Genomic DNA, 20,922 nt, shown 5'->3' with positions numbered 1-20,922 from the left:
ATCCGTATATCAGTGACCCACTCTTTTTTGCAACCGTGCTCCGCGATGGCGCACGGTTGTTCCTTTTTTGTGCAATTCAATCGAGCGTGAGAAGCAGATTGTTTTACGAGCCAAATGTTTAATACGCGTCCTCAATGTCAGGTTGTTACGCTCAATACGCTGAGTGAATATTTTTCCTGTCAGATGCTTATTCTTCGGTACTTCTCTGGCATAACTGTCCCAGTCATCACTGGTTATCATCCCGATGTTAAACGGCGCCAGCAGAGCCAGAAGTTCGCGGCAGGCGTCATCCGTGCGCGGTCCAAACGTATAAGCCAGAACGTCATCTGTTTTGGTGTTGTATGCATACCAGAGCCAGTGCTGCCCGACAAAGCCCCATTGCTCATCGAGTTCACAGATAAGTGCTACATCTGCATGAGCGACTGTAAAGGGGTCGGCGTGGTCATTCGTCAACTGGCGCAGCGTGGCGACATGGCGATTCTACTGCTTGAGCAAATTGTGTAAAATACGGCCTTAAGAGGATAATTCATTGTTTATCTTCAGGGAACTTAAGGATGAGTAAGCGCTACGAAATACTGGATGGCAGTAAAGCCGCCGCTTCAAAGGGCGGTTTTTTATCGACTCAGCGAAAAACAGGACATTAGGGCTATGAGTAAGCCGCTGAAAGTTTTTGCCGTACTCGGCATTATTGGTAGTGTTGCTGTGGTCGGCTCTATATGGCCTTATATCAAAATGAATTTTGCTGGCAGTGCACGCTATACCGAACTGGATAAAAGGGAATATGCGTTCTATACCCCCGATATTCTGAAAAACATGCCACGTATTACACATCATTATGACTTCAGTTTTTCGAACGTAGCGGGGCCAGAGGCTAAAGTATGGACGGTGAATTTCACTGGTACGGATGATACCCGCGAGATCCAAAGCTATCTGACATCGGTTGGTTATGAGAAGCAGGCACATTGCGATGTTGAGGCTGAATGCTGGCGAGCGCTTGGTTCTAATGAGGTCATAACAGTTGCGACGTTTGATACCGATAAAAGCGTAATGGTTCAGGTTTATAGCAGTCCATATACTGAGACATTGTTAGCAAAATAATCATTTACGCACGATCTCATTAGGCTCACTCGTAGCGAGCCTAATGAGTATGTCATCGATGAATAACCTTCTCTTTTCCTCACAACACCTTATTCAAAAAATTGATCGTTCTCGGGTGACGGGGATGGTTTAGCACCTGCCAGGAATCCCCGCTTTCGACAATTTTGCCATCTACCATGAACACCACACGGTCTGCCACTTCGCGCGCAAAGCCGATTTCATGTGTGACGACGACCAGCGTCACGCCGGAGCGGGCGAGTGATTTGATCACATCCAGCACCTCGCCGACCAGCTCGGGATCGAGCGCGGACGTCGGTTCATCAAACAACATCACTTTTGGCTTAAGTGCCAGCGCGCGGGCAATCGCGACGCGCTGCTGCTGGCCGCCGGAAAGGTGACGGGGATAAGACTGGGCTTTATGGCGTAGCCCGACGCTTTCCAGCAGGGTAAAGGCAATATCTTCTGCCTCCTGACGCGAATACAGCTTATGCGCCAGCGGGGCTTCAATGATGTTTTCCAACACGGAAAGGTGGGGAAACAGATTGAAATTCTGGAATACATAGCCGACGTTGATGCGCTGGCGTAACACGTCCTTTTCTTTCAACTCATAGAGCGTATTCCCTTTGCGACGGTAGCCGATGTAATCGCCGTCGATGCGGATAAACCCTTCGTCTACGCGCTCAAGGTGATTAATGGTACGCAGTAGCGTCGATTTCCCTGATCCAGATGGGCCAAGGATCACGGTGACGGAACCGGGAGCCAGCGTCAGATTGATATCCTCCAGCGCTTTGTGCTGACCGAAATGTTTCGCTACATTGCGGATTTCGATCAGCCCACGAGCGTTTTCTGCCTGTGGCTGGGCGGTGGTGCGGGCATGAGCAAAATAATCGATAGCTTCAGACATGGTGAATCTCCAGAATCTGGGGGTTAACGTGCGCGCTTGCGTGTCAGGAAACGGACGAGTCTCTGGCGCGGCGTTGGCGGCATTTCACGCACCGCACCGCGGGACACATAGCGTTCTACGTAGTATTGGACGACGGATAGCACCGTGGTGATCAGCAGATACCAGATGGTGGCGACCATCAGCAGCGGAATAACCTGCTGGGTACGGTTGTAGATGACCTGAACGGTATAAAACAGCTCCGGCAGCGCCAGCACGTAGACAATTGAGGTACCTTTAGCGAGGCTGATGATCTCGTTAAAACCGGTGGGCAGAATCGAACGCAGCGCCTGCGGCAGAATGATGCGCACGGTGCGGCGACCGCTGGGCAGGCCGAGTGCCGCAGAGGCTTCAAACTGACCCGCATCCACGCCAAGAATACCGCCGCGAATAATCTCCGCCGTATACGCGGATTGCACCAGCGTCAGGCCAAGTACGGCAACGGAAAATTGATCCAGGAGATCTATCGTCGGATAGTTTAGGAAGACGATGGAGGTGAAGGGAATCCCCAGCGCCAGCTCGTCATAGAGATACGAAAAATTGTACAGAATGATCAGCACCAGAATCAGCGGCAGCGATCGGAACAGCCAGATATACAGCCACGACAGCGTGGAAAGCAAATAAGACGGCGAAAGCCGGGCCAGCGCCAGCGAGGTGCCGAAAAAAATACTGAATAACGTACCCAGCGCGGTTAACAGCAGCGTTTGCCCTAGTCCAGCAAGGATCACCGGATTAAAAAACCATTCTGCAAAGACCGACCACTCCCAGCGCGGGTTCAGCGCGATTGACTGAATAATCCCAGCAAAAATAAACAGCGAAAACAGCGCACCAGCAAAGCGAAAAGGGTAACGCGCAGGAACAATGTTCAACGGCGGTTCCTGTGTCTGGCTCAGCGGTGGTTGTTGAGAAGACGTGTGTAGAGATTGCGTCATGATCGATACCCGTTGAAGGTGATGCTGAAAAATAGCGTTTTGTTGTTAGTGCATAAGGCTATTACCGTGCGCAAGGGTCAACACACTTTCAAATGGCGGGTGATAAGCTCGACTTCCGTTTGCCGTGCAACCTGTGGCGTCGCCGTGGCGAACAGGGCTTTCTTAAACGGTAAACGCCCGTCGTAAGGTGGAATGCTGTAGGTCACCGGATCGACGGTGATATCGAACTGAGGGGTATACCCGTGGCTCAGATATAAACTCACCGCTTCAGGCTGGCGGAAACCGGTCGTCAGGAAAAAATGCTGGTAGCCTAATCGCTGGGCGTGTTGTTCCAACTCTTGCATCACTTTCCCCGCAAGTCCCTGACGGCGCAGCGAGTTATCCGTCCATACCCGCTTAATTTCGGCAGTGGTGCTGTCGTAGCGTTTAAACGCACCGGTGGCAATCGGTACGCCATGACGCAGCAGCGCAATAAAAATACCGTACGGCTGCTGGTAAATGCCCGGCGGATCGCTTTCCCGCTCACCAAAAAAATCGCCATAGCGCTGTTCATATTCCGCGAACAGGCCGTCGATAATCGGGGCCACGATAGGATCCTCGGGCTGGGTAACAATGAAAATGTCGTCGGACATGGGGTACTCCTGATTCATTAGCGTATAGGGGCTATCGGCAACCATGGCGTGTCGATCATGGCGTCCCGATAGCCATGAGCGGTATTAATCGCCCAGTCCTGGCGGATTGATTTCTGAATGGTCAATACGTTCGATACTTTCTCCCCAGCGGTTCAATACCTTGTCGTATTCGCCGCTTTTAATTACGCCGTTCAGCGCGGTATTAATCGGTTGTACCAGCCCGCTGCCTTTGCGCGTGGTGACCGCAATATGGGCGACGTTGGGGTAACCGCCGTTGACCGTACCGACATGTTTAACTTTGCCCGTCAGCTCTGCTTTATAGGCACCGATCACGTTGGGGCCGAAATAGGCATCGGAACGGCCGGATTGCAGGCTCAGGTTGGCAGCGGCATCATCCGTGACATAAACCGGTTGAAAAGCGGGCAGGCCGTTAGCGCGATTCTGCTTATCCCACGCCAGCAGCACCGCTTCCTGATTGGTGCCGGAACCAACAATAATCTTCAGCCCGGCGATGTCCTTCGCTTCTTTAATGGACTGAATCTTACTGGTGGATTTCACGTAGAAGCCGAGCGAGTCGATGCGGTAGGTGGCGAAATCGAACTTTTCTTTGCGCGCTTTGGTGACGGTAATGTTGATGATGGCGGCATCATACTTACCGGAGGCCACGCCGAGCGGCCAGTCTTCCCACGAGGTTGGAACGATGTTCAGTTCTAGCCCGAGACTGTCTGCCACCAGTCGGGCGATATCCGGCTCGCTGCCCACCACGGTTTTGTTGTCGTCGGCCAGAAACGCCAGCGGCGGTGACGACCCCAGCGCGGCGATGGCGACGGTGAATTTACCCGGCGTAACGAATGTAAAGTCAGTCGGGATCTGCGCAATCGCCTCCGCATTTTTCGGTGCATGGATCGGCTGCTGATTGGCTTTCAGGTCGATGGCTGCCTGTGCGCCGGTCGTGACAGACAGCGTCCCGAGCAGCAGCGATCCCGTCAGTAGCCTTGTCAAACGCGATGGACGCATGCGATGTGAGTTGGATGAATATGCGATCTCTTTTTGCATTTTTTTTCCCTTGCAGGTGACTATTTATAATGGTTTTCGTGACGTTGTCACTTTATGGTGTGCTGTTTTTTACTTAATCGCCGATACCCGGCGGGTTCACCACGGATTGCGTGATTTTTTCATCGTCTTCACCCCAGCGATCCAGCACCTGTGCATAACTGCCGTTGTGGATCGCGCCATTGATGGCGGTGCTGATTGGCTGCGCCAAACCGTTGCCTTTCTGCGTGGTGACTGCGACGTAAGCGACCGTCGGGCCTTTGCCTACCATGCGTGTCTTGCCCGTCAGCGCCGCTTTATAAGCCCCGATAGAATGGGGGCCGAAAAACGCATCGACGCGCCCGGACTGTATGCTCAGGTTGGCGGCGGCATCGTCGGTGACGTAAACGGGCTGTACGGGAGGTAGGCCACTGGCGCGGTTTTGCCGATCCCAGCCCAGCAGAATGTTTTCCTGATTAGTGCCGGAGCCGACAATCACTTTCAGACCCGCGACGTCTTCTGGCTTGTTAATCGACGTAATTTTGCTGGTCGATTTCACGTAGAAACCCAGCGTATCAATGCGATACGTGGCGAAGTCGAACTTCTCTTTGCGCAGTTTCGTCACCGCGATATTAAAAATGGCGGCGTCGTATTTCCCTGCCGTGATGCCCAGCGGCCAGTCTTCCCAGGAAGCGGGCACCAGCTTTAGCTCCAGCCCGAGGCTGTCGGCTACCAGTCGCGCAATATCGGCATCGCTGCCGATAAGCGTTTTGTTATCGTCAGCCAGCAGCGACAGCGGCGGTGAGCTGAGCGCTGAAACGGCAATCGTCAGCTTACCCGGCGTGACGAATTTGAAATGAGCCGGGATCTGTGCGATGGCCTCAGCATTTTTACCAGTATGAATAGGCGTTTGGTTGGCCTTCAGATCGATACGGCTAACGAATCCCGCGTCTTGCGCCTGCACGTTTGCCACCAGCGTGGCACTCAATAGTGCCGCCACGCGGGTTACCGTGATAAAAGGGGAACGCTTCACAGTGAACCTCCTGTTGCGCGAACTAGCGTGTAAATTGATTCACCGGATAATCCAGCGCCAGATTTTCCCGCAGCGTGTAGCCGGGATATTCCTGACGGAACAGGCCGCGCTGTTGTAGCAGCGGAACGACGCGATCGACAAAGTGGTTGAGCGTCTCCGGCGTGCCGCCCTGAATGATGAAGCCGTCGGCCGCACCGTTTTCAAACCAGCGCTGTAAACCATCCGCCACCTGCTCAGGCGTGCCGCTGAATACAGGACGCGGTGATGCCGCCTCCAGCGCGACCTGCCGTAGCGTTAAGCCTTTTTCCTGCGCGTTGCGTTTGATTTCATCGGTGGTGCTGCGGAAACTGTTTTTCCCTAGATCGCCGATATCGGGGAAGGGCTCATCCAGCGGGTGTTGTGAGAAATCATAGTGCTCAAAATAGCGTCCCAGATAATTGAGGGCGTCCTCAATCGTCACCAACTGCGCGGTTTCCTGATACTGACGCTCTACGTCTTCCGCGTCGTTGCCGACAATCACGCTGACGCCCTGGAAGACGTGCAACTGATCGGCTCGACGACCATTTTCTTCCAGCTTCTGTTTCACTTCGCGGTAATAGCGCTGTGAGTCTTCCAGCGTGTGTTGATGGGTGAAGATGGCATCGGCGTGTTTGGCGGCCAATTTTTGCCCGTCTTCAGACGCACCAGCCTGAAACACAATCGGGCGACCTTGCGCGGATCGGCCAATATTCAGCGGCCCCTGTACTGAGAAGAATTCTCCCTGATGATTCAGCGTGTGCAGCTTCTCAGGATCGAAAAATTGTCCGCTGGTTTTGTCACGAATAAAGGCATCGTCTTCCCAGGAATCCCACAGGCCTTTCGCCACCTGAAGGAACTCATCGGCAATGCGGTAGCGCAGTGCGTGTTCCGGGTGCTGTTCACGGGAAAAGTTTTTCGCCGATCCTTCCAGCGGCGATGTCACCACGTTCCAGCCTGCGCGGCCGTTGCTGAGATGGTCGAGGCTGGCGAACTGCCGGGCGGTGGTAAACGGTTCGGAATACGACGTCGAGAGTGTGCCAACCAGGCCAATATGTGTGGTGACGGTAGCCAGCGCGGACAGCAGTGTCAGCGGTTCAAAGCGATTGAGAAAGTGGGGGATAGATTTTTCATTGATATACAGGCCGTCTGCCACGAAGACAAAATCAAATTTCCCTTGTTCGGCTTTTTTTACCGCATCCAAAACAAAGCCAAAATTAATGCTGGCGTCGGGTACGACGTTTTTATGCCGCCATGCGGACATATTTCCCGCTGCACCCTGTAATATTAAACCCAGTCTTAATTGTCGATTTGCAGATGTTTGTTTTTTACTCATTGTCAGAAACCTTTTATTAATTGAATGTGCTTATTATTAATTGAGCGTAATTATTGTTAATTAAACGAACTTCCATGAAAGTGAAAACAGTCCATCAATAAACCGTCAGCCAATAAACAAGCCATCAATAGGCATTCACGTATTCAATGAAAGGTTAATAAGACGTTAATGGTGTGTTTTCACTATTGATGAGGCGAGGCGTGATGTAAAACAACAAAAATGGATAATGAAATTCAAAAATTTCAGATTATGATATGGCTTGCTTTGTTAGTATGATGTTAATAACCATGTTTCTCGCCGTATCTAAAGGAAGTATTTAATGTCTGATTTGATAGCTGAACGACACGTCACCGCGAATGACGCGATTCTCTCTGCGGCGGTTGCCACGGTTGACCGACAGGCGTTTCGTGATGCGATGGCAAGGCTGAGCGCGGCGGTCAATGTCGTTACGACGGATGGCCCAGCAGGTAAGGCTGGTTTTACGGCGTCCGCCGTGTCCAGCGTCAGTGATTCGCCGGGTACGCTGCTGGTGTGTCTAAATCGCGGTTCGTCGGTGTATCCCACGTTTCAGGCGAATACGTATTTGTGCATCAATACGCTTGCGGCCCATCATGAAGCGCTGTCGTCGCTGTTTGGGAGCCCGTCGTCTACCGAAGAACGGTTTGCAGCAGCGGAGTGGGACGTGTTACACACGGGTTCTCCGGTGTTGCGGGACGCGCTGGTAGCGTTTGACTGTCAGGTGGAAGAGGTGGTGAGCGCGGCGACGCACGATATCTTTATTTGCCGGGTATTAGCGATTAAGCAGGGCGAAAGCACTGATGGTCTGGTGTATTTTTCCCGTCGTTATCATGCTGTTCGGGGTTAACCCATACCGCTTTCTCACCTAATCCCGATCGTTTGACGATCGAGATACCCGGAGCAACCACGGGGTGAGGCGTCCCTGCGGGAACCTCATCCCCGTGTCTCTCCTAATATCGGATTAATGTAATCAATACACCTCCGCCGAATTGATCGTGCGGAGGTGATTGTGTTTGTAGATGATTGTATTTGTAGATGATTGTATTTGTAGATCAAAATATTACGATGAAGACAGTGCGGCCTGTGGTGAGGTGATTTTCGTGGTACTCAGGCGATGCAGTGCCGCTTCCGCTAACTGTGCGAAATAGCGAGAGGCGGGTGCAATCGCGTTTTCATCTGGGTTGAATTGAGGATGGTGCAAACCAAATTCGCTGTTTGAGCCAATGCTGACGAACGTGCCCGGTACGTCCTGAAGATACAGCGCAAAGTCCTCTCCGCTCATTTGCAGCTCGGCGTTTTCTACCTGATAGCCCGCGTCTCGGGCAATTTGCTTGCTGAAATCGGCCCATTCACTGGTGTTCACAACCGCAGGCGGGCCGGGATACCATTTCAGTTCCGCTTTTGCACCCAGCGCAAGGGCGATGCCGCCAATCAACTGCTCTATTCGTTCCGGTATCTCCGCGCGAATCGCAGCATTGTAGGTACGAACCGTCCCTTCCAACTCTACCGTTTGCGGCAGGACGTTCCAGGTGTTGCCACCCTGAATACGCGTGACGCTGATGACCAGCGACTCCAGCGAGCTGAAGCTACGGCTGGGCAACGTTTGCAGCGCATTAACGATATTGCAGGCGGTGACGATGCTGTCGATTCCCTGTTCGGGTTTGGCGGCGTGCGCGCCTTTGCCGGTAATGTGAATGGCGAAGCGATCCACGTTGGCATAAAACGGGCCGCTGCGTGTAGCGAAGGTGCCTGCGGGAAGTTCAGGCGCGTTGTGCAGGCCGAAAACGGCCGCGACATCGGCGAGCGCACCGGCGCGGATGAACTGTTTGGCACCGGTAGAAACTTCTTCTGCGGGTTGGAAAAACAGCCTGACTTTACCCGGTAAGACAGATTCGCGTTTTTTCAACAAACAGGCAGCACCCAGCATCACGGCAGTGTGGAAATCATGGCCACAGGCATGCATGACGCCCGCGTGCTGAGAACGAAAATCGACATCAACCAGTTCTTCAATCGGCAGTGCATCAATATCGGCACGCAGCGCAATCGTCGGGCCGCTGCCGTGACCGATCTCGGCAACGGCGCCAGTGTTTAACGCAAGGGGCAACAGGCGGATGTCTTTCTCTTGTAGCCAGCGGGTAATGTGCGCGGTGGTTTGGTGTTCCTGATTGGACAATTCCGGGTACTGATGCAAGTGCCGTCGCCAGTTAATTAACTGTTGCTCAAATGACGTATCACAACAGGGGATAGATTCAGCCATATCAATACACCTCCTTAACAAAACTTAAACATGCTAAAGGTAGCCGATAGCAACGCAATGGATAAATACCATCTGGTTATATTTCATGTCTTTTTATGATGGCGCTTTTTTGTATTCATTTATTATGAATATTTCAGCTAACAAAATCTGTTATTAATATTTATTTTTTACACCTTTATGCAACATTCTTATTATTCTGTTTTTTGCTATGGCTGTTGTTTTTGTTATGACTATTTATTGCTGTGAATAGCGCTAGCACGCTAACGGATAGTCGCTGAAAATAAGGAAACATCGTGGGATATAAACTCAGTTTATTAGATCAAAGCCCCATCGCCGAAGGAATGAGCGCGGCGCAGGCGTTGGCGCAAACCGTGTCGCTGGCGAAAGTGGCGGAAGCGCTTGGCTATCATCGCTTTTGGGTTTCCGAGCATCATAATTCCGATGAATTGGCGGGATCGTCTCCCGAGGTCTTGATCACCTGGCTATTGGCGCACACCACAACGCTGCGTATTGGTTCCGGCGGTGTGATGTTGCAGCACTACAGCCCGTATAAAGTTGCAGAAAATTTCCATGTGATCAGCGCACTGGCGGGCGGGCGTGTGGATTTGGGGATCGGCAAAGCGCCGGGTGGGCTGCCGCTGGCGACGCGGGCGCTACAGCAGGAAATCGGTGAGACACAACGGGTTGCCTTTACGGAGAAGCTACATCAGCTAAACCGCTTTCTCGACAGCCATGACGAGACGGCCGAACGCCTGAACGCGACGCCATTACCTGAACAGACGCCACAGCGCTTTCTGCTGGGTGCCAGTCAGGAGAGTGCGCGGTTAGCGGCCTCACTGGGTTGGAATTTTGTGTTCGCCGGGTTCATTAACGCGAGTGAAACGCTGCTGACGGAGTCTCTCCTGAGCTATCGGGAGTTGAAGCCCGCCAGCGACCAGACGCTGCTGTCACTGTCGGTGATTGCCGCCGAACGTCATGAAGATGCGGAGGCACTGGCCAGCACGCAGCATAATTATAAAGTTTATATTGAGAACAAGCCGCCGCTGACGGTAGGCAGTCAGGAACAGGCTGATAACTTCGTTCGGCAAGCGGGTGCGACGGATTTCCGTATCGTGCAGGAACCGCGTCATGTGCTTTACGGCACGCCGAAGCATATTCATCAGCGTCTGGATAGCTACCATCAGCGCTTTGGCGTGGATGAGTTCATCATCCATACGCCTGTAACGTCACCCCGCGAGCGTGAAGCGTCGATTCGGCTGCTGGCACAACGCTGAAAACGTGAGCGATGACAAGGCGGTGCCGCCGTTTGATCGGTAACCTGATTCTGTATATATACTTATAAAGAACCAAAATCCGTTGGCCGAATCGGGGCAGGGCATAACGCATCCCCACTGTTTATCGGAACCTACCCCGCTCGGCACACAAGATGTACCGCAGCCTAGGAGTACAAAAAATAACCTTAACGTACAATAATTTTCGATATCCAAACTGACCCCAGTAACGCCTGGCGGAGGTACTGTTAATGGAGAGACTAAAAAAGTAACAGTTTGATTTATTATCATAAATAATTAAATTTTGGCTGCGGAATTTTCTGGGATTCCGCCGTAGAACCCCTACCAAGTCGCCGCCATCATTGTGCTCCCAGAAACAACGTTCATGGTCAGGGGATTTTTAAAACGATGATTCATTTTCCTAACCATGAACGTGAAGCAAATTGGACGCTGCCGGAGCTCTTATTTTTTTAAGATATCAATATTTACTAAAATGGGTTCATTAAAATCATTTCGGTTTGCCATTATCGGTAATAAACCAAGCCAATGCCCGCCAGGTAAATCTGCATTATCCTCGCCGTGGTAACTAACGATCAATTGTGCAGGGACAGCAGATGAGCCACAACCTGTATAATCATTCATCGGACGTAAGTTTGGTGTACACCGCGTTTTTCTCTGCCCTCTTAAATATACGATATCAATATTTCCAATTTCATCTTTAACCTGGACTGTTAGCACAGTATAACCCGTGGAGGTTTTACTATTTAAGATCAACGGCCCCTGACCAGTTCTGACAGCAACAAATCCAATGTTAGAATTATGAGTTATTGCTGATGTTGTTGCCGGTGAGTCAGTTGTTACAGTTACGGTTTGTGTTGGTTCAAAAGGAACAGTGAATGGGTCATAATCTTCATATGTGAATGGAATAATCAGGTTAAATAAATTACTGTCATCCTTTTCTGAGTTTACATGGAAAGACATCCAACCAGAGAACAGTAAACTGTCAGCATTAAAAAGTTTCTGGTTTGGCAGATAAACTTTCAAAAGGTAAATTTTAGAATGTTCAATCCTCATTTCAAAGACAATGGAATCTGTCTCACCATCAGGTGTATTAAATTTGGCAATAAAAATATAGTCATTCCCATTTTTATAAAAACGACCCGCTGAATCTTTTAATGTGCTTTTTAAGACAAAATCCTCGTCAGTGGGGATGTTTATAAATTTTTCCATGTGCGGAATACATTCTATAGATCGAGTCAATACCTTTCCCAAGCCAATAACAGCTTCTTTTGGGTCGTTTGAAGAAGGTAAGATATGTTTTATTCCATTGTAAACTTTTTTTATATTAACACCAACATTGCTTGCCCCCCCACCAGCATAGTGCTCGGCAATCACCCCCCCGGTTTTTTGCGACAACACAGGTGAACCGGAAGACCCCCCATCCGAATCCAAATTATATCTGATAACATCATTTGTAGCTGAAACTACGACGCAAGGCTCTCCATCACCGTCGAAACTCGCTATTCTTTTTACCGCCCCCCATGGATGTTGGGCCATAAATACAGGCATATTCTTTAGTTCATTATTCTCTTTTATCTCCATAGATAGCGCACCAAAGAGGGGCACTATTCCGGCCTCCTCCCAGGTTAATTTATCTACCTCATATAAAGACCAGTCACCATTTGCGCTGCTGCTGCTGCCTCCGCCTGTTGCGACCACACCCTTAGTCCGTAATCTTAAGCTATTCTCAGCAGGATTCTCTGGGGTGCAGGTGGGGGATTCATAATTATATGTCAATAAGTGCTGTTTACTTCCCATATCCCCGGCCACATGATGATTTGTCACAACATATGGTCCCCCGGCGATATTCCAGCCAGAACCGGAATTAGCTTTCATAACTGACAAGCCCTTTTGATAGAAGAAATCATTGATTTCTATATAACATACCGCCTGCTTAAATGTATTATGTATGATGCTTCGTGTGTTGTAGGACTGATAGTGCCGGAGGGATGAATATTTAATCAAACCTTGAACTCTATCATAATAAACAATACGAATAAAAAATTTCCCTGAACTCATGGGAATGCATTCAAAATCAGCACACCCGTTGTCAGTATAAAAATCACTTTCAGTATAATAATAATTTTCACTAAAATCATCCGAGAAGATATGAATAAATGATTTTTTCGGTAGTCTGATAACGTCAAAAACTACCGACATTTTATCCGGATAGTTATCATTTATAATTTCACGAATAATTACCTTATCTTTTCTTACGTTCTCATCTGCAGATAAAATAACTTCTGGAATACTCTTAGTAAGAAATGGTTCAAATGGAATGTTGGTTGTCATTTTCAAGTTTTCCTTAATATCTGATTGTCGGTAGATTTTCTTAAATACAGGAGAGAAATGAAAAATATAAGTATTAATGAATAATGTAACGCTGGCACTATTTCTTATGTTTGTTTTTATTTTTCTTGAATCAGACTGGACGGTAGCCATAACTTCAGTAAAAAGAGATGCTGGTAAACCCAAGAACGCTTGAAACGCCAGAAGCGATATTTCTCAACTCAGCAGCGGTGCCATGTTCATATGCTATAACGTTCATGAATTATACCTCGTATTTCCTATATAACCAAATGAGTTATAACTAACCGTCGGTAAGTGTCAAGGTAGTTGGCACTCTGAGTTAATTTATGCGGCCTGCTTTTCCCGTTCTGGATTCAACGTTATCGGACCTTCCGGTTGCCAGTTTCTTGTCTTTCCTGACTAGCGTTCCGGATGTATTTTCTGTGCCTGACGGGCTTTGTTGAATAAATCCGATTCAGATAAAAGATCCCCCTGTCAGCCACTACCTCATGCAATCCGTACACTTTCTGGCATACTTGCACGCGTCATTTTATTCAATGCACGGATCATCGCCATAGCCTCCCCGACCTGCGCAATTTGCGCTTTACCCCAAAGAGTATCTAATAAAACCCAAACATTTTCACTTCCACTTAGTCCGTCTTTTAAACCATTAAAGTACGCTAAAAAAACTGGTCTAGCAGGAAGGGGGGAAATCCGTTTGGGTGTATTCGTTGACACCAGGAACAAGTATCCCTATCATTGTGTTGATAGTTAACACAGGGGGCGTTATGGCCAGAACAACAAGCGTTACGATTGGCGAACAACTCGATTCGTTTATTAGTCGATTAATAGACAGTGGCCGTTACGGCTCTGCAAGTGAAGTTATGCGCTCTGCGCTGCGATTGCTGGAGCAACAGGAAACAAACGATGAAGTTATTCGCCAGGCTGTTATTGCTGGGCTGGAAAGCGGTGAAAGCTTGCTATCACTGCGGGATATTGCAGCACAAAGAAAACTGAGACATCGTGTATAAACTCACCGAACGGGCAGCAGAAGACTTCGCTGGGATTTATGATTATACGCTCTTGAAATTTGGTGAAGCTCAAGCAGACCATTATACAGACGCACTTGAGGCATTTTTCGAGACACTGGCCGGAATGCCAGATATGGGACGTGACTACCATGCCGTTCCTGGTGTGATGCGCATTGAATTTCAGCGACATGCCATTTTTTATACGGTTCGTGATACGGATATTCTGATTGCGCGTATTTTGCACCAACAGATGAACCATAAACGCCATTTACTGTGAATCTAAACACGCTGCCGCGCTTGGCTTGGCCAACACTGATCTGGCACATAAAAAGTTTATGCACCAGATCAGTGTTCTCGGTAAGGATAGGTGTGTTTTTGAGTTAATGTGTTTTTATTTATTTGGGTTTTTTAACTGTCATTTTCTTTCAGCCAGCTATCAACCAAGTCCTTTATCACATCAGTAATAGATGTACCTTGTTTTGCACACGCAGCTTTGAAGCGAATATGTATTTCTTCATCAAAGTTAACGTTGACTCTCTTTTGCTTTCCCATGGGTGTGCTATTAACGACTTTTTCAAGATCCCGATGCTCACCGAAACTCATTGTTTTTGATGTCTGTTGTTTAGTCAGTGCCATACATAACCTCTTAATATGCCAAAATGAGTATATGAATTTTTACTCAAATGATTCAAATATTTCTCGCGTCAGAATGGCTATCTCGCCCTTTGCTGCTCCATCGTTGGTATCGAAAACGCTCTCACCCTCCATGACGGATTTAACGTAACTTTGGCGTTGTGTTATCGCAGTTTTAAATGGCTTAATACCCGTCTGAGCAATGTTATCTTTCAGAACGTTAAGCATGGTGGTTTGTTCGATTTTCCGTGTAATGAGGAATCGAGCTTCTACCGGACGATTATAAGCCTGGGCTTCCAGTACAGTGACAACAGAACCGGCAGCGGAAAAATCCAGAGGGCTTGGTGTTACCGGGATGATAATGAGATCGCTGGCCATCACCGCCGCGGAAGTAATAACTGACAGAGAACCGACACCATCAATAATCACAAAGTCATATTCAGTCAGATCTTTTCTTACCTGGTAAACGTTTTTCTCTGATGCTGAGGTGTAAACATCGAATGCTGCTTTCTCTGCTTTATTCCAGTTAGTCAGGCTCATCTGTGGGTCTGTATCTACAACTGCAATTTTCTTACCCGAACTGGCAAGGCAGCTACTGACGTTGATCGCCGCAGTCGTTTTACCAGACCCCTTTGGGGTTGAGGAACGCGATAATTTTCATGTCTAAACCTCATTTGTGTGTTTACTCATTTGAGTTTAATTATACACAAATGAGTAAATGTGTTTGTTGTGTGTATATGAGTATTTTTTTTGAGTGTTAGAATTGGCGGGAATTTTGGTTTAAGCTTCTCTCAGAAAATTATTGCCAACCTCCATCGTATTCATTCCAGCCCTGATTAGTCGCATCATTGGTTAGCGCCATATCATCGACCATGCAGTTACGTATCTCAGCGGTGCGGTAAATCTCGTCAAAAAGCTGGTCGATTTGTTCTTTCAAATCGGCTTCATCGCTATATGTAAAAATCAGGCTGTACTCGTTATTGTCCAACACCTTTCCGTCATAGTCGCACTCAACCAGCCAGGCAATATCTTCTATGACCTTTTTCTTCCCACGGGTAAATTTGCTGCCGTTCTGCACCGACACCCACAGTGTGGTTGTCACGGAAAATGCGGTAGCACTCTCAGACTGCCCGGAAAGAGAGGGGAGGGCTGTAACTGGGGGACACTGTTTAATCGCTCGGCTAATGGTGCCACGACTGCAATTGATGGTCTTCTGAACCTAGCTCCAGGAACTGCCGCTGGCCAGCAGCCGGTTAATGGCATCATAGCGATGTTGGTTAACCTTTCTTCCTTAGTATTTGCCCTCCGCTTTTGCTTTGGCGATCCCCTGTTTCTGGCGTTCCCGCTGCTGCTCATAGTCGCGTCTGGCCACTGCGGCCAGCATATCGAGCAGCAAGATAGGCGCGAAAAAAGCAGGTCGGTACTGTTTGGGTCATTTTTGAGAACCGGTTCTATTTAGGTGCATAATGGGTGTTTAAACAGTACTAGCTTGCGGCAGTACGAAGAAGGTATACCCTAAATAATTCGAGTTGCGTGAAGGCGGCAAGTGAGGGAATCCCGATGAGCTTACACTGGTAAGTGATTCGGGTGACTGACAAATCTGCCAGAGGCAGATTTGAACGCTGCTTGCAGCGGCCCCAACGGGGCGAGGCACACGCAAGTGTGCAGAATAGCGCAGCCAACGCACATGCAACTTGAAGTATGACGGGGATAGCAGAATAGTCGGGGGGAGATGATGGCGGTGCCAGAAAGCAAGGAAGCCTTGATCAAGGCAATCAACAGTCAGTTTGCGCTGTTAATGAAGAAAATCGAGACCGTTCCTGCCGGACGCGCATTTTTGCCGGAAATGGCAGGGCATGCACAGGGAACGCAGATGAGCGCGGCCAATCTGGTGGCGTATCTGCTGGGTTGGGGAAATCTGGTGCTGAAATGGCATGAGGACGAAGAGCAGGGTAAATCCATTGATTTCCCCGAGACGGGTTACCAGTGGAATCAGCTTGGTTTACTGGCGCAAAAGTTCTATCAGGACTCTGCCCATATTACCGATTGGTCTGAACTGGTCGCACGGCTTGTCGCGAATAAACGGGCGCTTATCGCGCTGGTTGAGCGCTATACCGATGCGCAACTTTATGGTGAATGTTGGTACGGTAAGTGGACGCGTGGTCGGATGATTCAGTTTAACACTGCCTCGCCTTATAAAAATGCGGCTGGGCGGCTACGTGCGTGGGAGAAAAACAAATAACGCTTTGATATCAAATCAAAAAATACATTGCTGATTTTGAGTCTTACCTTTTCTCTCATGAGGGCCGCGTTAGCGGTTTTTTTTCAGACAAAACCTTACATATTCCCCCCGTTTGACTGTTCTATACTCAGTAATAAGCAAGATAAATTTTACTGGCAGAGAAGATGAATAGGGGGAAGAAAAATGATTGGTCTCAACCTAGTTTCTCCAGTGTCATATAGCGCCATGCCTGACAAATCTGATCATGTTCAGGGCATTTCCCGCTCGTCTCAGCTGTCTGGTTACCCTAATCAGGACGCGTCTACCCGAACCCGGACGACGTACGAAAATAACGCATCAGTCTTTAAGCCACCCATAGCCGATGGGATTAATCGCCCAACGGCAAATAACCAGCTTAATGTTTACGTTTAAGACAGTATCAGATGGATAAAAATGGGCAATCACGTACTGTAAACGATCGTTTTCGGTGCGTGTGTTGCCTTTTTTATTTTCATAAAAGCGTCTTCATCAGCGTATCCTCCTCAAACTCGCTGCATTTCCATCCTTTTTCCTTCCCTGTTAGTCACTTGTTCGTCACCGATGTCATTCATGCTTAACCCTATGATTAATCAGTATTACACAATCCAGAATAGTTATTTTCATCTTGTTGTTTATTGACACACTTCATCACATTTTCTTCTGCTCCATAGCATTGGAATGAATATTGCTGCTATTTTTCTTTCTTTAACAAAGACATGACCTGGATAAGGTTCCTCTGGCGTCGTTGTTAAGAATGATAAATGGCGAGAATAGCCAATGTTAATAATGAGAAAAGGGAGTGGTATGCATGTTTAAGCAAGTGGCAGTGGCGGTAGGGATGGCGTGTTTATGTGTGCCTACCTGGGCTTATGATTACGGTGATTATGCGAAAGAGACAGTGGATACGCTCATTAATGATTATCCGGGGCGCTATCGCGGTACGGCAAATTTTACCGGCGCGGCGGACTGGATGACGCAGCGTATGGCGTTTGGTTATACCACGGTCAGGCAGGATTTTTCCTGGACGGCAGGTGGTACGACGAGTTCGTCACAAAACGTACTGGCTTATCATACTGGACTGAGCAGTGAATACATTATTACCGGCGCGCACTTTGATACCTTCTTCGGGCTGCCAACGCTGCAAGGTTTAGACGACAACGCATCTGGTGCCGCCATCCTGACGGAAGTGGCACGTAATTTTAGCGGTATTCAGACGGAAAAAACGCTGGTCTTTGCCGCTTTTGGCGCGGAAGAGGAAGGGCTGCGCGGTTCGCGTGCGGTGGTGAACGCGTTGGTGGCACAGGGAACTGCGGGCGACCTTAAGGCCATGATTAACATGGACAGCATGATCACTGGCGACAAACTCTACGCTCACGCTGGCGATAACAGTGTGGCTAACCCTGAACTGGCAAGTTTGCGTGAACGGACGCTGCGTATCGCGAGTGAGCTGGGCATCGAGCTATTTACCAATCCGGGGTTGAATGCGGGCTATCCGGCAGGAACCGGTTGTTGCAGCGATGGCGATAGCTTCAACGCGGCGTTTGATATTCCCGTGCTCTATATGGAGGCGACCAACTGGGATATTGGCTATCAGGATGGTTATGAGCAAACCACGAACCCCGCGGTGCCGGGTGGCGCGACATGGCATGACCCTACCGTTGATAACGAGGCCTTTCTGACCAGCGTGCTGGGTCAGGAACGTGTCGAGCAGCGCCTGCGTGACGTTTCGCGGCTAGTGACACGGCTGCTGCTGGAGATCTCCAATACCGATTTGCTGCATTCGGCGTATTCTGCTGCCGCGATGCAGCAGGCGATGGAAGAGAGCCTGAAGCGTCAACGCCAGTCACTAAGCGATTTGCATAATCAGCGCTGGTTGCTGCTGCAAAATACCCCTCGCCGCGCGGGCACGTTGGATACCGCGATTGGGGTTGAGGGCGATGTGATGCCGTCAAACGGTTTTGACCGCGCACCGCAGCAGCGCTCTCGTCAAGCGATGGTTTATGCACTGGTGGATTATCAATTACGTGACGGTGTCACTGTTGGTGGCAGTCTGAGCCTGCTGCGCAGTAAAGATAAACTTGAACGGAATGGACATATTGAAAGCGATACCTGGCAAGCTGGCGTCTACGGTTTGCTGAATCAGGGCGGGCCAGCCTGGCTGGGCAGCGAAGTGACTGCGGGTCGGGCGGCGATTGCGTCACACCGTTCGGTTTATCTGCAATCTGCGGGTGGCCCGGTTCTGTTGGACAATACGCTGGATGGTAACACCGAAGCGCAGTTCATCGGTGCTCGCGTCACCGGCGGCTATGATTTCCCGCTGGGTGACTTGCGTACCGGCCCAGTTGTTGGGCTGGATTACGCACGTTATCGCATCAATGCGTTTGATGATAAAGGCAACCTGCGGACGGGCGTGCGCTATGAAAAACAGGATGTTGATTCGCTGGAAGCCACTCTGGGCTGGCGCGTGCGTGGCAATATGGAATTCAGCAATAAAATGTCGCTGCAACCTTATGCCACAGTGGGGTGGGTGCGTGAATTGGCTGATGGGCTTGATTCCAGCTTTACGGTGAAAGATCGCGTCGATGGTGCAAACCGTCGCGTTGCGGTAGGGGAACAGGATAAGAATTTTGGTCAGGCGAAGGTCGGCGTACAGTGGCTTGCAGCAAAAAATCTTAATCTGTATTCCGAAGTCGGTAGCCGTTTCGGTCATCGGGATGGCGATCAAACGCGTTACAGCGTGGGCGTACAATGGCAATTCTAAGTCTGTTGCCGTAAAGAACGGGAAAAAATAAGCCGTTAAAGCGGGGTCTGAAATGACCCCGTAGCGGATTCAAATGGGTGGATTACCGTACGGCCCGTTCTGAATGGAATCTCTGACCTGCAATTCCGACAAGAACAGATTTTCTTTCGAGAAATAGCCGCCGTCCAGCATCGCGATCAGGCGGTTAATGACTTCGTTGATCATATCGCTCACCGGATCTTTGACGCTGGAGAGTGATGGTTTCAAAAACGGGGCGGTGGGAATGTCGTCGAACCCAACGACAGAAACGTCGTGTGGGACGGCAACGCCAGCCTCATCCAGCGCTTTTATTGCGCCAATCGCCATATCGTCATTGCTGGCGAGAACGGCGCTGAACGATACCCGGTTATCGCGCAGGGCATTAATAGCGAGCGAGCCGCTGCGCGGTGTCCATTTTCCTCTCACAATTAACTCGTCCCGTACCGCAATATTGGCCGCCGTCAGGGCATCTTTATAGCCGGAAAGGCGTTCGATAGCCGTCGGCGAATCCAGCGAACCGGTGATAAAAGCGATATCTCTATGGCCGCGCGCGATCAGATGCTGCGTGGCGTTATAGCTGGAACCTTTGTGATCGCAGCAGATGCAGTGGCTCTGGTGTTTACGCAGTTTACGATTGACCACCATGATCGGCTGCTTGTGCTTCTCGATGATGTCGTCCATTTCATCTACGTTGAGAAAACGGGGATAGATGATGATCGCATCACAGCGTAACCCCAGCAGGAATTGGATCGCGGCTCTTTCTTCATCGGCGCTGTGTTTGCCATCGACCAGAATCAACTGACGCCCGTTGTCTTCCAGTTTCTTGGCGGCCTGTGACAGCAGCTCGTTAAAATAGCTGCCGTTATAGAGCGTATTGGTCACCACCAAACCAATACAGGCTGATTTGCTGGTTGCCAGATTCCGCGCCAATAAATTAGGCCGATATCCCGTCTCCTCAATGGCCTGATAGACCAGCGTTTTGGTTTCTTCACTGGTATAGCCTTTGCCCGATAGCACGCGCGACACCGTCGCTTTTGATACGCCTGCTTTCTTCGCCACTTCCTGCATTGTCGACATGAGACATCCTGAGACGTTGAATACTCCCATCATTTTACACACTTTATATCCGTCATACGTCAAGTTGCATGTGTGTTGGCCGCAAGGGGATGAGTGCGAGTGCGATCGAGAGAAAGATCACATTTCTATGGCGATCGTGGTCACATAAGTAAAATATTAACAATTCATCTATTGAAATTACATTCACATATAAACACTATCATGTGGAACCGGTTACCCATCAGCGTTT

19 protein-coding genes and 3 pseudogenes are annotated in these 20,922 nt (G+C 49.5%); 7 read left to right on the top strand and 15 right to left on the bottom strand.

The window, feature by feature from the left end; translation table 11 throughout:
- Window positions 1-9 precede the first annotated feature (9 nt).
- Window positions 10-423 (bottom strand): annotated as a pseudogene (locus K7X24_RS02705) (IS1 family transposase); the annotation flags it as partial.
- Window positions 424-648: 225 nt separating this feature from the next.
- On the opposite strand from K7X24_RS02705, the gene K7X24_RS02700 reads away from it, so the two are divergent.
- Complete coding sequence (locus K7X24_RS02700; protein WP_224552779.1) at window positions 649-1,098, top strand: hypothetical protein; 450 nt, start codon at window positions 649-651, stop codon at window positions 1,096-1,098.
- Between the two features lie 79 nt (window positions 1,099-1,177).
- On the opposite strand, the gene K7X24_RS02695 is transcribed toward K7X24_RS02700, so the two are convergent.
- The 6 genes from K7X24_RS02695 to K7X24_RS02670 form a co-directional block, all read right to left on the bottom strand.
- Entirely contained in the window at window positions 1,178-2,002 is an 825-nt protein-coding gene (locus tag K7X24_RS02695; RefSeq protein ID WP_103940254.1) for an amino acid ABC transporter ATP-binding protein, read from the bottom strand.
- 23 nt (window positions 2,003-2,025) lie between these two features.
- Entirely contained in the window at window positions 2,026-2,970 is a 945-nt protein-coding gene (locus K7X24_RS02690; protein ID WP_224552777.1) for an amino acid ABC transporter permease, read from the bottom strand.
- 77 nt (window positions 2,971-3,047) lie between these two features.
- On the bottom strand, window positions 3,048-3,602 hold the full coding sequence (locus K7X24_RS02685; protein ID WP_224552775.1) for a GNAT family N-acetyltransferase: 555 nt from the start codon (window positions 3,600-3,602) through the stop codon (window positions 3,048-3,050).
- Window positions 3,603-3,686: 84 nt separating this feature from the next.
- Window positions 3,687-4,658: an ABC transporter substrate-binding protein gene (locus K7X24_RS02680; protein WP_224552773.1), complete on the bottom strand. Its 972-nt coding sequence runs from the start codon at window positions 4,656-4,658 to the stop codon at window positions 3,687-3,689.
- 73 nt (window positions 4,659-4,731) lie between these two features.
- Window positions 4,732-5,667: an ABC transporter substrate-binding protein gene (locus K7X24_RS02675; protein ID WP_224552770.1), complete on the bottom strand. Its 936-nt coding sequence runs from the start codon at window positions 5,665-5,667 to the stop codon at window positions 4,732-4,734.
- A gap of 22 nt (window positions 5,668-5,689) precedes the next feature.
- Window positions 5,690-7,018 (bottom strand): LLM class flavin-dependent oxidoreductase, encoded by a 1,329-nt coding sequence (locus K7X24_RS02670; protein WP_224552768.1) that lies wholly within the window; start codon window positions 7,016-7,018, stop codon window positions 5,690-5,692.
- 319 nt (window positions 7,019-7,337) lie between these two features.
- On the opposite strand from K7X24_RS02670, the gene K7X24_RS02665 reads away from it, so the two are divergent.
- On the top strand, window positions 7,338-7,883 hold the full coding sequence (locus K7X24_RS02665; protein ID WP_224552766.1) for a flavin reductase: 546 nt from the start codon (window positions 7,338-7,340) through the stop codon (window positions 7,881-7,883).
- 213 nt (window positions 7,884-8,096) lie between these two features.
- Here the strand turns inward: K7X24_RS02665 and K7X24_RS02660 are convergent, their stop codons facing one another.
- Window positions 8,097-9,293, bottom strand: coding sequence for a M20 peptidase aminoacylase family protein (locus tag K7X24_RS02660; RefSeq protein ID WP_224552764.1), 1,197 nt, complete (start codon window positions 9,291-9,293; stop codon window positions 8,097-8,099).
- Between the two features lie 293 nt (window positions 9,294-9,586).
- Here K7X24_RS02660 and K7X24_RS02655 point away from each other — a divergent pair, with 293 nt between their 5' ends.
- The gene (locus K7X24_RS02655) at window positions 9,587-10,567 is read left to right on the top strand and encodes an LLM class flavin-dependent oxidoreductase (RefSeq protein WP_224552762.1); all 981 of its coding nucleotides are present in this window, start codon (window positions 9,587-9,589) and stop codon (window positions 10,565-10,567) included.
- Between the two features lie 459 nt (window positions 10,568-11,026).
- Here K7X24_RS02655 and K7X24_RS02650 read toward each other — a convergent pair whose 3' ends face one another.
- Window positions 11,027-12,916: a trypsin-like serine peptidase gene (locus tag K7X24_RS02650; protein ID WP_224552760.1), complete on the bottom strand. Its 1,890-nt coding sequence runs from the start codon at window positions 12,914-12,916 to the stop codon at window positions 11,027-11,029.
- Window positions 12,917-13,420: 504 nt separating this feature from the next.
- Window positions 13,421-13,651 carry a hypothetical protein gene (locus K7X24_RS22135; RefSeq protein WP_411909727.1) on the bottom strand — a complete coding sequence of 77 codons (231 nt, stop codon included), beginning with the start codon at window positions 13,649-13,651 and terminating at the stop codon, window positions 13,421-13,423.
- A gap of 50 nt (window positions 13,652-13,701) precedes the next feature.
- Here K7X24_RS22135 and K7X24_RS02640 point away from each other — a divergent pair, with 50 nt between their 5' ends.
- Together K7X24_RS02640 and K7X24_RS02635 are read left to right on the top strand one after the other, a co-directional pair.
- On the top strand, window positions 13,702-13,944 hold the full coding sequence (locus K7X24_RS02640; protein ID WP_224552758.1) for a type II toxin-antitoxin system ParD family antitoxin: 243 nt from the start codon (window positions 13,702-13,704) through the stop codon (window positions 13,942-13,944).
- A complete protein-coding gene (locus tag K7X24_RS02635) occupies window positions 13,937-14,221 on the top strand; it encodes a type II toxin-antitoxin system RelE/ParE family toxin (RefSeq protein WP_032490867.1) in 285 nt (94 codons plus the stop codon). The genes K7X24_RS02640 and K7X24_RS02635 overlap by 8 nt, the downstream gene beginning before the upstream one ends.
- Window positions 14,222-14,352: 131 nt before the next feature.
- Here the strand turns inward: K7X24_RS02635 and K7X24_RS02630 are convergent, their stop codons facing one another.
- From K7X24_RS02630 to K7X24_RS22065, 4 genes and pseudogenes are all read right to left on the bottom strand, one after another.
- The gene (locus K7X24_RS02630; RefSeq protein ID WP_224552756.1) at window positions 14,353-14,580 is read right to left on the bottom strand and encodes a plasmid partition protein ParG; all 228 of its coding nucleotides are present in this window, start codon (window positions 14,578-14,580) and stop codon (window positions 14,353-14,355) included.
- A gap of 39 nt (window positions 14,581-14,619) precedes the next feature.
- Window positions 14,620-15,238 (bottom strand): annotated as a pseudogene (locus K7X24_RS02625) (AAA family ATPase).
- A 138-nt stretch (window positions 15,239-15,376) separates the two neighbouring features.
- Window positions 15,377-15,679: a hypothetical protein gene (locus tag K7X24_RS02620; RefSeq protein ID WP_224552754.1), complete on the bottom strand. Its 303-nt coding sequence runs from the start codon at window positions 15,677-15,679 to the stop codon at window positions 15,377-15,379.
- A 120-nt stretch (window positions 15,680-15,799) separates the two neighbouring features.
- Window positions 15,800-15,985 (bottom strand): annotated as a pseudogene (locus K7X24_RS22065) (resolvase); the annotation flags it as partial.
- Between the two features lie 327 nt (window positions 15,986-16,312).
- Between K7X24_RS22065 and K7X24_RS02615 the strand changes: the two are divergent.
- Together K7X24_RS02615 and K7X24_RS02610 are read left to right on the top strand one after the other, a co-directional pair.
- A complete protein-coding gene (locus K7X24_RS02615; protein ID WP_224552752.1) occupies window positions 16,313-16,819 on the top strand; it encodes a ClbS/DfsB family four-helix bundle protein in 507 nt (168 codons plus the stop codon).
- Window positions 16,820-17,645: 826 nt separating this feature from the next.
- Entirely contained in the window at window positions 17,646-19,598 is a 1,953-nt protein-coding gene (locus tag K7X24_RS02610; protein WP_224552750.1) for an autotransporter domain-containing protein, read from the top strand.
- Window positions 19,599-19,667: 69 nt separating this feature from the next.
- On the opposite strand, the gene K7X24_RS02605 is transcribed toward K7X24_RS02610, so the two are convergent.
- Window positions 19,668-20,693 carry a LacI family DNA-binding transcriptional regulator gene (locus K7X24_RS02605; RefSeq protein WP_224552748.1) on the bottom strand — a complete coding sequence of 342 codons (1,026 nt, stop codon included), beginning with the start codon at window positions 20,691-20,693 and terminating at the stop codon, window positions 19,668-19,670.
- Between the last annotated feature and the right edge of the window lie 229 nt (window positions 20,694-20,922).

Origin of the sequence: Pectobacterium versatile, from assembly GCF_020166435.1 — a bacterium.
In the GTDB taxonomy this organism is placed as follows: Bacteria; Pseudomonadota; Gammaproteobacteria; order Enterobacterales; family Enterobacteriaceae; genus Pectobacterium; species Pectobacterium versatile.
This window is presented reverse-complemented; position numbering and strand designations above follow the sequence as displayed.